At 47.6% G+C, this 13,671-nt stretch carries 13 protein-coding genes and 1 tRNA gene; 12 read left to right on the top strand and 2 right to left on the bottom strand.

The genetic code is table 11. The annotated features are described in order from the left end of the window. Positions 1-33 precede the first annotated feature (33 nt). The 7 genes from OSQ85_RS05830 to OSQ85_RS05800 all read left to right on the top strand — a co-directional run bounded on the left by OSQ85_RS05830 (position 34) and on the right by OSQ85_RS05800 (position 7,767). Positions 34-2,106 carry a sensor histidine kinase gene (locus tag OSQ85_RS05830; RefSeq protein WP_265821908.1) on the top strand — a complete coding sequence of 691 codons (2,073 nt, stop codon included), beginning with the start codon at positions 34-36 and terminating at the stop codon, positions 2,104-2,106. Then, positions 2,103-3,932 (top strand): sensor histidine kinase, encoded by a 1,830-nt coding sequence (locus tag OSQ85_RS05825; RefSeq protein WP_265821907.1) that lies wholly within the window; start codon positions 2,103-2,105, stop codon positions 3,930-3,932. Before OSQ85_RS05830 ends, OSQ85_RS05825 begins: the two co-directional genes overlap by 4 nt. A gap of 89 nt (positions 3,933-4,021) precedes the next feature. Then, positions 4,022-4,441 (top strand): hypothetical protein, encoded by a 420-nt coding sequence (locus tag OSQ85_RS05820; protein WP_265821906.1) that lies wholly within the window; start codon positions 4,022-4,024, stop codon positions 4,439-4,441. Then, on the top strand, positions 4,431-5,813 hold the full coding sequence (gene terL / locus OSQ85_RS05815) for a phage terminase large subunit (protein WP_265821905.1): 1,383 nt from the start codon (positions 4,431-4,433) through the stop codon (positions 5,811-5,813). The genes OSQ85_RS05820 and terL overlap by 11 nt, the downstream gene beginning before the upstream one ends. Before the next feature lie 13 nt (positions 5,814-5,826). Then, the gene (locus OSQ85_RS05810) at positions 5,827-6,942 is read left to right on the top strand and encodes a phage portal protein family protein (RefSeq protein ID WP_265821904.1); all 1,116 of its coding nucleotides are present in this window, start codon (positions 5,827-5,829) and stop codon (positions 6,940-6,942) included. Between the two features lie 69 nt (positions 6,943-7,011). After that, positions 7,012-7,332: a hypothetical protein gene (locus OSQ85_RS05805; protein WP_265821903.1), complete on the top strand. Its 321-nt coding sequence runs from the start codon at positions 7,012-7,014 to the stop codon at positions 7,330-7,332. Positions 7,333-7,395: 63 nt separating this feature from the next. Further along, positions 7,396-7,767: a PilZ domain-containing protein gene (locus tag OSQ85_RS05800; RefSeq protein WP_265821902.1), complete on the top strand. Its 372-nt coding sequence runs from the start codon at positions 7,396-7,398 to the stop codon at positions 7,765-7,767. Here the strand turns inward: OSQ85_RS05800 and OSQ85_RS05795 are convergent. Both OSQ85_RS05795 and OSQ85_RS05790 read right to left on the bottom strand, forming a co-directional pair. Next, positions 7,764-8,285: a helix-turn-helix domain-containing protein gene (locus OSQ85_RS05795; protein WP_265821901.1), complete on the bottom strand. Its 522-nt coding sequence runs from the start codon at positions 8,283-8,285 to the stop codon at positions 7,764-7,766. The genes OSQ85_RS05800 and OSQ85_RS05795 overlap by 4 nt on opposite strands. 98 nt (positions 8,286-8,383) lie before the next feature. Beyond that, positions 8,384-9,193 (bottom strand): helix-turn-helix domain-containing protein, encoded by an 810-nt coding sequence (locus OSQ85_RS05790; RefSeq protein ID WP_265821900.1) that lies wholly within the window; start codon positions 9,191-9,193, stop codon positions 8,384-8,386. Between the two features lie 229 nt (positions 9,194-9,422). On the opposite strand from OSQ85_RS05790, the gene OSQ85_RS05785 reads away from it, so the two are divergent. The 5 genes from OSQ85_RS05785 (at position 9,423) to OSQ85_RS05765 (ending at position 13,670) form a co-directional block, all read left to right on the top strand. Beyond that, positions 9,423-9,496, top strand: a tRNA-Pro gene (locus tag OSQ85_RS05785). A gap of 241 nt (positions 9,497-9,737) precedes the next feature. After that, positions 9,738-10,337: a LexA family transcriptional regulator gene (locus OSQ85_RS05780; RefSeq protein WP_265821899.1), complete on the top strand. Its 600-nt coding sequence runs from the start codon at positions 9,738-9,740 to the stop codon at positions 10,335-10,337. A gap of 99 nt (positions 10,338-10,436) precedes the next feature. Next, the gene (locus OSQ85_RS05775; protein WP_265821898.1) at positions 10,437-10,865 is read left to right on the top strand and encodes a DUF2062 domain-containing protein; all 429 of its coding nucleotides are present in this window, start codon (positions 10,437-10,439) and stop codon (positions 10,863-10,865) included. A 22-nt stretch (positions 10,866-10,887) separates the two neighbouring features. Continuing rightward, positions 10,888-11,772: a P-loop NTPase gene (locus tag OSQ85_RS05770; protein ID WP_265821897.1), complete on the top strand. Its 885-nt coding sequence runs from the start codon at positions 10,888-10,890 to the stop codon at positions 11,770-11,772. An 11-nt stretch (positions 11,773-11,783) separates the two neighbouring features. Continuing rightward, positions 11,784-13,670 (top strand): chemotaxis protein CheW, encoded by a 1,887-nt coding sequence (locus tag OSQ85_RS05765; protein ID WP_265821896.1) that lies wholly within the window; start codon positions 11,784-11,786, stop codon positions 13,668-13,670. The last annotated feature ends 1 nt before the right edge of the window (position 13,671 follow it).

Raw genomic sequence — 13,671 nt, 5'->3', positions numbered from 1 at the left:
CGTTTTTAGTTAAGTTTATTATTTCGGAGAAATATGTCTGCTGGTAAACAGAAGGGGATAAGCCTCCGCAAGCTTTTGACTGCAAACTGCCTGATTCTTGTGCTTGCGGCAGTATCTCTGATTCTCGTTAATTATTTTTTAAACTACAGGAACTTTGAGCTGAACGTCCGCAGCATAACGGCGGAGGCTGTGCGGATGGTCGATGAAAATATCGGCTACTACAAGGAGTTCCAGTCCCCTGCAAATATCCATGTGCGTCTTCATATGGTGCAGGATCATCAGAAACTGCACGATTTCATAGCCGAATACGGCATACCCTCCTACGAATATCTTATGAACCGTAAACAGGAGCACGAGGAAGAGCTTAACACCGAGATAGAGATAGCCATGCTCACAGGTGAGGGGGTTATTTTCACCACCACGTACCCCACCGAACTGGGGCTTGATATAAGCAAGTTCCCCAACGCCAAGGAAACCCTGCGCAGGGCTAAGGAGAAAGGGGGCGTTCTGCTGGACTATCCCGTGTACGAGCGCTCAGGCAGAGTGCTGCGCGCCTACACCATGTCTTATATAAAAGAGCGGGACATATATCTCCAGACCGCGCTTTTTCTGGCGGACCTCAAAGTGGTGCGTGAAAGGCTGGAGAAAATAGTCGGCCTGTCCGAGTACATAAAGTCAGTTGATGCCATTCTGGTTTTTTATAACAGGGAAGGGGGCAGCAACCTCATTTTCAATATAAGCTCAGACAACCCGGAGAAGGATACTGACCCGGACATTGTTCTTGAAACCATAAAAAACGGCCGGATGACAGAGAAAACATCCGGCAGCCTGCTCACCGGAACAAGCAAAAGCTACTATGTGGCCGCCCGTGTCCCCGATTCCGCGGCAGAACTGAAGGATCTGGATCACCGGATAGTCTACCGGATAATTTTTGACACCACTGATGAGCGCCGCTACGGGCTTTTAAGCTTTTTCATTAAGCTTTTCTCCGTGGTTGTGGCAGTTGCGGCCCTTGTCCTCTTTTACAGGCGGCTGAACTCCCGCTTTGTAATCCCCTTCGGCAATATGATAGCCAAGGTGAAAAACTCAGAGAAAATAACGGAGAAAAGCATTCTGTCCGGTGAAAAGGATCTGGCGCATCTGGCCGAGCTTTATAACGGTCATCTGGACAGGCAGCAGGAGCTTCTGTCCTATGCTGAGAAATTTAATGAGGAACTGGAGCAGAGAATTAAGGCTGAGGTTTCCACAAGAAAGGCGAACGAACAGCTTATAATCCGTCAGTCAATGCTAGCCACAATGGGCGAAATGACCCACTCAGTGGCTTATCTCTGGCAGCTTCCCCTTAAGGTTCTGGGGCAGTATGTGGAAAATATATCCGCCATGACCGGAAACTTTGAGGAGAACAGGGAAAAGCTGGAGAAAATAGCCTCGGAGTGTATGGAGCAGGTGCTTTATATGTCCTCGACCATAGAGGGTTTGCGTGACTTTTTCAGACCTTCGCTGGAAAAAAAGCTTTTCGATCTCCGCCAGACTCTGGAAGACACCATGCGTATGGTCGCCCCGCATATGCTTTCGGGAGACATCCATTTAAGCTTCACATGCCGCCTTCAGGGATATGATGAGCCGGTGAAGGTGGATGTGATGAAAAATCTGGACAGATGCTGCGGCGCGGGTTATCCGGAGTGCGTTCCGGAATGTCCCAGCTTCGGTTTTACCATATGCGGCTACCCTGCCGAGTTCAAGCTTGCTGTGCTGAGTGTTTTCCACAACAGCAAGAGGCTGCTTGATGAAAAGAAAGCGGGGGATTCCGCCTTCATACCGTTCATCTCAGTTGTTATGTACGATGAAGGCGAGGCTGTGCGCATCAACGTGAGCGACAACAGCGGCGGCATGTGCTCAGATGAGATCAGGGCGGTCAATGACCCCTATCTGTCAGATTCAAAAGGCAGCATGGAGTATTTTAATCTCTACATGGCTGTGGAGCTTTTTAACACGGTCATGAAGGGCAGAACAGAAATCACAAGCTCTGCCGAAGGGCTGAACATAGATATTTATCTGGATAAAAACACTGCTGCCTGCGGGCTTGAGAAGAGTGTGCCGAAATGAAGATACCGCTGAAAAAACTTCTGGTTCACAGCTTTATTTTTCTTTTCTTTTTCCTTGTCTGCCTTGTCATTGCGGATCATTATCTGAGTGTCCGCCTTGCCGTGGCCAAAACTGAGGACACTTACAAAGGGCTGGCGGGGCTTCTGGAAGAAACGGTCAAATCAGCCGCAGACACTTTCAGCATAAGGCTTAACGCCGTTTCAGATGTAACCAGACACCATGTGCGCGATGTGCTCCACAGCTTTCCTGCGGACGGCAGAGAGGCATCCATACTGGCGGACGGCTATTCAGCCTCAACAAAGAGGCCTTACGCCATAATGATTTTCGGCATGGACGGACGCATGCTCTACAGCGGAAAGAGTGCGGGAGCCTCCGATGACTGGGCTCTCACACCGGCTGCAAAGGATTTTGACACGGCAAGGGAGAACCCCGGCGGAGTGACACGCATAAGATACTCGTACTCCAAAAAAGCTTCGGAGATAATGAGCTTTGAGTGGTCGCCTGAGCAGGGAAAATACGCCGCAGTTATGACAGAGTATTCCTTCGGTGATGAAATAGCCTCCCGTATGAAGAATATACACGGAGAAAGCAGTCTCTTTACAGACATAGGCGTGTACTCTCTGGGAACATCGGCGGTGGATTCTGCGGCGGTTTACGGAGCAGAGCTCAGCCCGGATGATTTTGCCGTGTTCGCTGACGTGCACGAGGAGCAGACTTTTTTTATGGAGGATTCTGTTTATAAAACATTCAGGTGCGATGCGGAGCAGCTTTTCCCGTGGGAGAAGATAGGGATCAAGGCCGTTCTTAACCCGGAAGGCATAAACAGAATGAAGCAGGGCTCAATGATGCTTGCGGCTATGACACTCCTTTTCTCCGGTCTGTTCATGTACTACGTATTCGGAATTTTCCGGCGCAGGTTTGAGATCCCCTATTCTGAGGTTATGCGCCTCTTCGGGGAATCCAAAAAGATCAGTCTCAGGGAAAACAGCGGTTATGTGGCAGAGCTTAAGGAGCTTATACTTGAGTATAACAGACACCTTGAGGAAACTGACGGTGTGCTTCTCAGGCTTGAAAGCTGCAAGGAAGACCTGAAAAGGAGATCAGAGGAGGAGGCTGAAAGGCTTGAAACACAGAAGGAGTTTATGATCCAGCAGATGAAGCTGTACTCCATAGGCGAGATGGTGGCCTCTGTCTCACACCACTGGCGTGAGCCTCTGAGCCTTGTGCATATCAACATGCAGAACATCAAGGAGGAAATTTCATCCGGCATAGAGGATGAAAAATACCTCGCAGAATGCATAAACACATGCAGAAACCAGATAAAGCTTATGATGGAATCCGTGGACAGGTTTCTGAGCTTTGTAGCCACTGATAAAAGCGGGGAGGATTCATTCGAGGTAATGCCTCTGCTTGATGAGGTGCACTCTTTTGTTTCGACTTATTATGAAAAAGACGGTGTGGGCTTCGTTTTCTACAGTGATACATCAAAAAGACAGGTCACAGGCTCAGCCTCGGTACTCAAGCAGGTGCTGCTTAATATTCTCATGGTTTCCCGCGAACTGGTTGAAACAAACGGCGTAGGCGTGGGTACAATCACCCTCGGCATGGGTGAGGAGAACGGCGGCTGCGTTATAGCAATTGAGGACAGTACGGGCAAATTCCGCGAGGCATGCGTTTCTGCCCTGGAAGATCCGCTGAGCACTCCGAACCTTAAAAAGGGTATGGGGCTTTATATTTCCAGCAAACTGATCGAGAAAAATTTCAACGGCAGGGTGGAGGCTGTTCCTTCGGCCAAGGGAACCCGTTTCAGAATAATCATTCCTTAAAAATCCTTATCAGTCACACGGCGTAACAACGCATCCTCTTTTATACGCTATATTTCTGTCCGTAACAAAATGCTTGTTTCGGTGGGGAGATGGGGTTCGACTGGGTAAAAATCAGAGAAGAATATGAAACCGGAAACACTGAACCGGACAGCCTCGCAGGTCTGTTCGGATGCAGTGCGGATGAAATCAGAAAACGCATAAAGAAAGAAAAATGGGAAAACAGTCTGGAAGCAGGGCGCAAAAAGCGTATCAGAATCCTTAAGGCCGTTCAGGATGTTGCCCTTAAGGGTGTGGAAAAGGCGGACAGCATGCTTGAAGAGTGCAAAAACGTCCGGGATCTGGAGACACACTCCAAAATGCTTAAGGTCTACAGGGATGTGGGGCTCACAAAACCGGACGACATCATCGGCAAGGTGCAGGTGAACAGTGCCCTTGATGATATGTACGAATGCACAAAGGAAGACGCTGAAAGGGTAATGGGGGATGATGCGGACGGATTTGAGAAGTGAGGCCTGCCGGAAAGCGAAAGGCTCACTGATTTCCTACTGCATGCTGAGTTTCAGGGATTTTATGCCGAACTGGCATCACAGGCTGCTAGCCCGTGAGCTTGAGCTTGTGGAAAAAGGCGAAACGGACAGGCTGGTGGTAATGATGCCGCCACGGCACGGCAAGAGCGAAATAACCTCAGTCCGTTTCCCCGCATGGTTCATGGGGCGCAACCCCGGACTTAATGTCATAGCCTGCTCATACAGCGCAGATCTGGCGGAAAGCTTCGGCAGAAGAGTGCGGGATCTGGCTGCATCCGGACTGTTTGTGAATGTTTTCGGCGGCAGAGGGGTAAAGCCGGGTGTACGATCCGCCTCAAGATGGGAACTGGCAGATGGCGGACGTTACCTTGCCGCAGGAGCCGGAGGGTCGATCACCGGTCAGGGGGGGCATCTGATTATCATTGATGACCCTGTGAAAAACGCAGAGCAGGCTTCCTCCGCGGTATACAGGGACAAACTCTGGGATTGGTACAGATCCACCCTGTTCACACGGCTTGAGAAAAACGGAAGGATAATTCTTGTTCAGACCAGATGGCATGAGGATGATCTGGCGGGCAGGCTTCTGACGGAATATCCGGAAGAATGGAAGATACTGAAGCTGCCTGCGGTTGCTGAGTCGGATGAACCGTTCCGGAAGGCGGGGGAACCGCTGTGGCCTGAAAAATACGGTGAGCATGCTTTGGAGCGCATAAAGCAGTCCGTGGGCTCAAGGGTGTGGAATGCTCTTTACATGCAGGAACCGTCACCGGATTCGGGAACGGTGCTCCGGCGTGAGTGGTGGCGTTACTACAGAACTCTTCCGGCAGATCCGGACATCTGGTTTCAGTCATGGGACATGAGCTTCAAAGGGGGCGAAGGTGCGGACTATGTGGTGGGGCAGGTCTGGGCTGTGAAAGGCTCATGCAGGTATCTTGCAGACATGGTGCGGGACAGGATGGATTTTTCCGCCACTGTCCGTGCGGTAAAAAACCTCACCGCCCGCTGGCCGCAGGCTAAGGCAAAGTATGTTGAGGACAAGGCGAACGGTTCGGCAGTTCTCTCAGCACTGAGAAAAGAGGTTCAGGGGATGATCGCTGTGGAGCCGAAGGGTTCTAAAATTTCGAGGGCTTACGCAGTTCAGCCTCTGCTTGAGGCGGGCAATGTTTACCTGCCGGAGGATAAGGCTTTCTCTGCGGAGCTGGTTGAGGAGGCAGCGTCCTTTCCCTTCGGCAGGCATGACGATATGGTTGATGCTATGACTCAGGCATTGAGCGAAGGGGGGGCAAGGGCTATGCCCGAAGGAGCGCACTCCGGCACACTGAGACAGGCGGGTTCAATATTCAGAGGATATTAAAGGGGGGAAACATATGAATAATCTTACAAAAAATATTTCTGCGGCAGCGGAGTTTTCAGCATTTTTAAATTTTATGCCGAATCCGGACATAATTTTATCAAAGAACGGTCTGAGACTGTCGGTTTTTGATGAAATGCTCACCGATGCGCATATATCTGCGAAGCTGGAGCAGCTGAGGCACGGTGTTCTGGCATATGAATGGAGCATAATTCCGGCGGATTCCACTAAAGAGGCCTCCAAAGCGGCGGAATTTGTGAGGAAAAATCTCAAAGCCATGCCTAATTTCCTTCAGGAACTGGAGGAGATGCTTTCCGCAGTGGAGTACGGTTTCTCTGTCACTGAAATAGTGTGGAAAAAGGACGGAGCACACTGGCTGGCGGACAGACTTCTGAACCGTAACCCGGCAAGGTTCGCCTTTGATTCCGAAGGAAATCTTTTTATGACGGACGGCGGCAGGAGCGTGTCATTGGATGAGCAGTACAAGTTCATCATTCACAGACACATGCCCAGAAATGAAAATCCTTACGGCAGCCCGGTTCTTTCCAAATGCTACTGGCCGTGGATGTTCAAGAAAGCGGGTTTCCGTTTCTGGCTCACAGTGGCTGAGAAATTCGGCGTACCCACTGTTCTTGCCATGTTCAGCTCGGACGGAGGGGAGGAAACGCGGCGCAGGGCTCAGATTCTGGCTGATTCACTGAGCGGAATCCAGAATGATGCGGCTGTGGCGCTTGCCAATGTGGACAGCGTTCAGGTGCTTGAAAGCAGGGGGAGCTCTGATGACTTCGCGAAGCTGATTGAAGTCTGCAATGCCGAAATCTCCAAGGCTGTAACAGGGGAGATACTCACAAGCGATACAGGCTCCGGGGCTTCGTATGCCCTCGCCAGGGAACATTCAAAAACATTCGGCATAAAAGCGGCAAAAACAGCCGCATCACTGGCCGACACAGTCAGCTCAACCCTTGTCAGATGGATTGCGGAACTTAATTTCGGCAGCAGGTGCAAGCTTCCTTCATTTGTTTTTGAAGAGAAGGAATATGCCGACTGGGCAACAATACGGGAAGCGGCACAGGCCGGAATGGATGTGGATTTCGCCGAAGCGGCAAGGAGATTCGGAATACCGCTGAAATAAACGGGCATACAGACTTTTTTCCTTCACAATATGCTTCTGTCATGCTAATTTTGGGAGATTATGAAGAGAATGATTATTTTTTGCGCGGTGTGCGTTTTGCTGTTTTCCGCGGCGGCATTTGCCGATATTAAGTTCGAAAACAGGTCTGAGGTGCTTCTCGGAGTAAGAGTGCAGACTCAGTTTAACAGAAATGAGGATTACGTGCTGGTTAAGCCTAAGCAGTCTGTGAACATAAAGGGCACAGCCGGAGGGCTTAGCATCAGCGCGCAGCTAATAACAGGCAGCTATGAGATCAACTGTTGCGAATGGTTCTCCGTTCCGGACGGTAAAAGCCTTATAGTCAACTTCGCAAAGGGGAGCAGCTCAAGCTGTTTCTGTGAGGTTAAGTAAGGCTGTGTTCTTGAAGTCTGTGCTTTATCAGGGTAATATTTTTAAACAGTTATCAGGTGCGGTATGATAGAAAGAAGAAGATTCCACAGGTTTGAAGATGTTCCCGTAAGTGTACGGCTGAGAAAAGAGGACGGCTTCTCTTTTATCGATGCCGAAATAAAGGATATAAGCATAGGCGGGATTAAGATCCGCACTGATGAAGCTATAAATATATATGACTTTTATGAACTCCGGATCTGCTTTCAGGGTTGTGCGGATAACAGCGGCATAACCGCAAAGGCTAAAGTCTGGCGCATTGAGCCTGATACTGAAAGAAACAACGACATATCAAGATTCGCCGCACTGGAGTTTGTGAGTTTTGAAGAGGGTGAGCGCAGGGTGTTTACCAAGTTCCTCGCCGGGTTTCTCATGGGGAGCGGAACAGAAGTGGTCTAGGGAGATACTGCCGAGAAAAGTATCTTGTACAGCGTTGTTTTGCTGTGTTTTTTTATTTCAAGGGGCATTTCGGTTTTTCTGAACGGTATTAGTATAGCCCCTCTGTTTTTCACCAGAAATCTGTAAATCTCCGGTCTGCCGCTGTTTATGACCAGTGTGCAGTCTCTGTGATTTATTTCCGCTTCTTTATCAATGAATATAAGCGTTTCTCTGCGGAATGCAGAGGAAAAAGCATCAGTGTCAATCTTTACCCAGAATCTGCCCGCAGTGTTCAGAGTATTTTCACTCAGAGATGATAAAAGTCTGGGTCCTGAGCGGGCAACAGGTGCTTCTGACACAAAAGAATCAATATTAACAGAGAAATACCCGGCAATGCGTGAGAGAGTCTCAAGGCTGGGATTCCTCTGGTCGTTTATAAAGTTGGACATATTTCCCGGAGAGATGCCCAGTTTCCTGCAAAGCTCGGCTTGCGTCATGTTGTGTGAGGCTAACAGTTGTCTCAGTCTTTTCCCAATCATGCTGGAATTATGGCTCAGGATAGACTGTTTGTCAATAAAGATTCTCTTAGCGTGAATGAAATGTATGCAAAAAAAGGAGCCTAAAAGGCTCCTTATTATCAGTCGGGTTTTTTGGCAATCCAGTGAATTTTGTAGCAGCGGCTGCCGGGTTTCATTTCCTCATTTTTATTAAGGCTTATGGGTTCGCCGGCCTTTGACTCAGGCGCAAGGAGCACCGAATCAGGGTACTCAAAACAGCGCATAAGCCGCAGCGTGCCTTCCGAAGCAAAAAATACTGATTCCCTGTCAGCGGGAAAGCCCGTTATCTTTTCAACGAAAACAAGCTCATTCTCGTTGATTTTCGGAGCAAACCTGCCGTCTGTAACCACTGTCCAGAAAGGTGTTTTAAGCGCCTCTGTCCTGGCGGATGCTATGTCGTCCAGGTGGTACTGTGTTTCCGGAGAAGCGGGGAAGTAATCCACAACCTCATTCTCCATAACAGCGGAAAGGGCTTCCGTATTCTGTTCGCAGCTTCCTATGAGCTCATCAGCACCGTACTTAAGTATCTGTGCTATGGTTTCGATAGTTTCTCTTTCAAATTCACCGTGCCCTAATTCAAGAGCGGCAAAGAAGGTGAGGTCATACCCGGTGGAATCAGAGAGATCTTTTTTGGTAAGTCCTCTCATTTCACGGATTTTTTTGATTCGCTCGCCTATTTCCTTGGTGTTCTTGATGGAGTCGCCAAAGGCGAAATAATCAAGCTTAACTTCGAGAAAGCGTGCAATTTTTGAAAGAGTTTCAAGATCGGGCTCTCTGCTGCCGCTGAGGTAGTTGGAAAGTCTGGAGGGTGAAAGTCCCACGGCTCTGCATACCTCAACCTGCTTGATTCCTTTACGTTTAATTAGTCTTCTAAGTTTTTCTCCAATCATAGCCTAACATTACCTTATAATATTTTTTGTGTAAATATACTAGTTGTTATAGGCAGTCGATTGCATCCACATAGCGTCAATTAGGTTAAAAGTACAGGGATGAAGATATCAGATAAACAAAAAAAGTTTTCTGTTTGTCCTGCCGATATCAAATATATATTTACACATGGTCTTTTCTTCGTATATATTCTTGCAAAAGAAAGAGAAAATGTGCTAAGTTATCACTCAACGGGATGTAGCGCAGCTTGGTAGCGTACTGGTTTCGGGAACCAGGGGTCGGGGGTTCAAATCCCCCCATCCCGATTTTTTCCGGTGTTGTTGCTGAAGCTGAAAAACTTACCGTCTCAAAAAATTAACACAACCGTTTTCCGGTTTTTTTCTGCCTTACGATTCCTGAAATGTGAACAGACTATTGCCTTTTCTCATACCGCAAGCTATTCTCTTGTAAAAGTTTTCATTTTGCAATAATATATATTTTTGCTATGGTGTTAATGTGTATAAGGTACACCCATGAGTGTAGGGTGTCAAGGAATAAAACGAATAAATGTGTCGAAAAAACAAGGAAATCGGAAAAAGAATTAAGCAGCTAAGGACTTTTCTGGGACTCACCCAGAGGGAGTTCGCCGAGAGAATTTACTCATCTTACAGATCCGTCCAGAACTGGGAATCGGGCGACAGATTCATCAGTGAGAGCAATCTGCGCCTCCTTATGGATGAGTACGGCGTATCGGCGGACTGGATTTATCACGGTACGGGCGAAATGTTTCAGCCTCTCTTCCAGAAATCTGAGTATGACATTTTCCTCCCCGCAGCAGAAATCATTAAGACTCCGTTTACTCTGAACAATCCGGACAGATATGCCCATATAGTGGTCTGCGATGCTATGCACCCTGTAATATCGGAAGGGGATATCGCTTTATGGATCAAAGACAGCGGAAAACTCAGAAACGGAAGCTATGTTCTCTTTATAGGCGCTGAAGGGCGGCCGTTTATCCGCAAATATTTGCTGAAAGACGGAGAAGGTCTTCTTGTGCCTGAAAATAATGCCTATGAGACTATCAGTGTGGGTGAGCCCGATATAAGGCATGTGGGTACAGTTACAGAGATATTCAGTAAAAAGTCATTGCTGCCGCAGAAAATATAGTTTTAAAATCTGCTCTGCTCATCTATAATCTTCAAGAACTGCGTCTGTGCGCAGTTTTCTTACAGATAACAGCGGCGGTTAAAATATATGGCGTTCAATATGATTCGCAAGAAGTTCAGGAAGCTGTTTCAGCTTGACTGTTCCCCTCAGGTTCTTGCCATCTCATCAGCAGTGGGGGTTTTCATAGGTTTTTCCCCATACGTGGGGTTCCACACTGCGCTGGCCATAGGCATATCCTTTATATTCAGCCTGCCGATGTACCCTCTGCTTCTGGGTGCTTATATCACCAACCCTCTGACCATTGTTTTTGTATACGCACTCTGTTATAGGTTCGGCAAATGGGTTCTGCGCGATGATACCCCTATAGATATTGACTGGGCAAACATTTCACTGGCGGAAATTTTCGAGGCGGCAAGGTCAATACTGCTCCCTTTTTTCGTGGGGACTCATCTGGTAGGATTAATATTTGCTGTTATAACATATTTTGTGATATATTACATTGCTGTGAAATACAGAGAAAACACCTGAAATACATTTGTTGCGGGGAGTTATGGCCGAGATAATTTCCGTTGCCAGCGGTAAAGGCGGGGTAGGTAAGAGTTTTTTTTCCGCGAATGTGGCTATGTCCCTCACTGCTGCGGGGAAAAAGGTTCTTCTTGTTGATGCGGATTTAGGCGGTGCAAATCTTCATGATTTTGTAGGGCTTAAGCTTCCGGGCACAGGGCTGTACAATTTTCTCAAGGAAAGCTTCCGCATTGGTGACATAATACAGAAGAGCCCTGCCGGAGTTGATTTTATCGGCGGCACAGGCGATGTGCTCGGTATGGCTCATATAACCAACTATGAGAAGCTGAAAATACTCAACAGACTCAAAACCCTTGATTACGAATATGTTGTTATGGATCTTGGCGCAGGAACAAGCTATAACATGATAGATTTTTTCAACTCTGCCGATAAAAAAGTCATGATAATGAACAGCGAGCCCACCTCTCTGGAAAACTCGTACGGCTTTCTTAAGATAGCTCTGTACAGGAAGGTCGAGCAGCTTTTGAGAAAAGATTACCGGTTCGCCGATATATGCAAAAAAATACGCAGCAAGAGTATGAACTTCCCCAGCCTCGCATCCATAAGGGAAGCAGTAAGGGAGATTGACCCTGCATATGTTGCAAAAACAGAAGAAGTGGCCTCCTCATACAGGGTCGGCATCATTCTGAATATGCTGAAAACCAAAAAAGAGCTTAATGTTTTTTATGGTTTTGAAACAGTTGCGAAAAAATACCTCAGCATAGATATTGAAAAAATAGGGTTCATACCTTATGATGTTAAAGTAAGCGAGAGCATTAAGCTCTTAAAACCTTTCTACACAAGCCTCGTCAGCAGGGAACTTAATTCCTGCATTGATGACGTAAGACAGCAGCTCGTTTCAAAGCTGTAAAGGGGTGTTCAATGAGCAATCTTAAGCCGGTAAATCCAGCGGGATTGGATGAAGAGTTTGATTCACTTGAAGAAGGAGAAATAGTCCAGCTTGTCGGACTCAAACTCGGAGACGAAGAATATGCCATAGATGTTCTCAAAATTCAGGAGATCATCCGCACTGTTGAGATCACATCCGTTCCGCGGACGGATTCCTTTGTACTCGGAGTTATGAATCTCAGGGGCAAGGTTATTCCCGTTGTGGATCTCAGGGTGAGGTTCAATCTCGATAAAATGGATTTTGACAAGGAAACGAGAATTATCGTTGTCCGCTTTGAGAGCGAGCACATAGGCTTCGTTGTGGATGAGGTTACGGAAGTTATCCGCATCAGCAAAAACATGGTAGACCCCACACCCCCGCTTGTCGGTTCCATAGGTCAGGAGTACATCCTGGGAATCTGCAAGTACGATGACAGACTCATAATCCTCCTTGATATAGACACAGTTATAGTTGAGGGCAAAGCCGCAGTTGAGAGTGACCTGAGAAGACGCTTCATGGGTCAGGCTGCTATTGAGGCTAAACCCATGATAAACTATGACGATGTGGCCGAAACGGTTGAGAATGAGATAGAAGATGATGAAGACTCTGAATCAGAGGATATTTCAGCCTCCGATGAATCCTCTGCCGGTGATGATCTTGACAATATTGACGAGCTCATCGCAAGGGAACTTGCTAAAAGAGAACAGGAAACGGATGAACTCAACAAAAAAAAGGTGACGCCCGAATTCCATGAAGCTGAGGGGGATGCGGACGTAGAAGATATACTTAAAGATGCACTCAGCCAGAGCGACCATGTGATCAACGGTGACGAAGGTCATGTGGTGCAGGACGAGCTTGACGCTCTCATAGCGATGGAACTCGCTAAGAGAGAAAAAGAAACAGAAGAACTCAACAGACAGAAGAAAGAGCAGGAAAAAAAAAATGAAAAATTAGAGGATGAGGAGTTCAATGTCTCCTCATTCTTCGCTGATCAGGCGGCTGAAACCGTAGATACGGAGTTTGAAGCCGCAGATGAGCCTGCTGAAGAAGAACTTTTCGGACCTTCAATGGAGGAGCTCCTCACCGCTCAGAGCACCACAGTTGCTCTTGATGATCCCGAAGCCATCCTGACAGAAGATATAGACGATATTCTCCGCGAGGCGGAATCCTTCGATGTGCAGGCAGAACCTGAGCCTGAGGTATCATATGAACCTGAAACAGTTACTCTCAAAGCGGAACCTGAGCCTGTGCAGACCCCTTCCAGGGGGAAGGGGCTGTTCATTGAGGCTGATTCCCTTGAAGAACTGAAAGATCTCTCCCGCAAAATAATCAATGGTGATGCGATTGATCTCGGTATTGACATCAAAGGCGAGATCGGCGAACTTCTCAGATTAATTCTTGATACCAAAACAAAAGTGGATGAAGTCGACCCGACAATCATAATGTCTAAAGACAGCATGCCCGTTGTTGTACAGTCCCTTGTGCAGGTAAATGAGAAGACAGAGGAAGCTACCATGAACCTTATGGAAGCTGCCGATAAAATGACCGCTTTCTACTCTCAGTTCCTCAGTGACATAGAAGATTATGAAGATCTTGTTTATAAAAAGGATGCGAAAAGCCTGCTGAAAAAGATAGACAGAATTGAGTCCGATATAGAACTGGCTGAAAGCCTTGGCTTCGGAATACTCCACGCCCTTGAGTTTCAGGATATAACTGAGCAGAAATTAAGAAAGGTCATAAAGTCTGTGGAAGAAGTCGGAGCGCGTATCGGCGCTATTCTTGGCATTATCAAAGCCAAAAAAGATGAAACAGGGGAAAGCATAAGCGGGGCCTCGCAGGACGATATAGACATGCTGCTGGCTGAGTTCGGACTCAACTGAC

This window comes from Geovibrio ferrireducens, assembly GCF_026226615.1.
Lineage (GTDB): Bacteria > Chrysiogenota > Deferribacteres > Deferribacterales > Geovibrionaceae > Geovibrio > Geovibrio ferrireducens.
The sequence above is the reverse complement of the archived record's forward strand: the minus strand, read 5'-3'. Positions and strand labels throughout refer to the sequence as shown.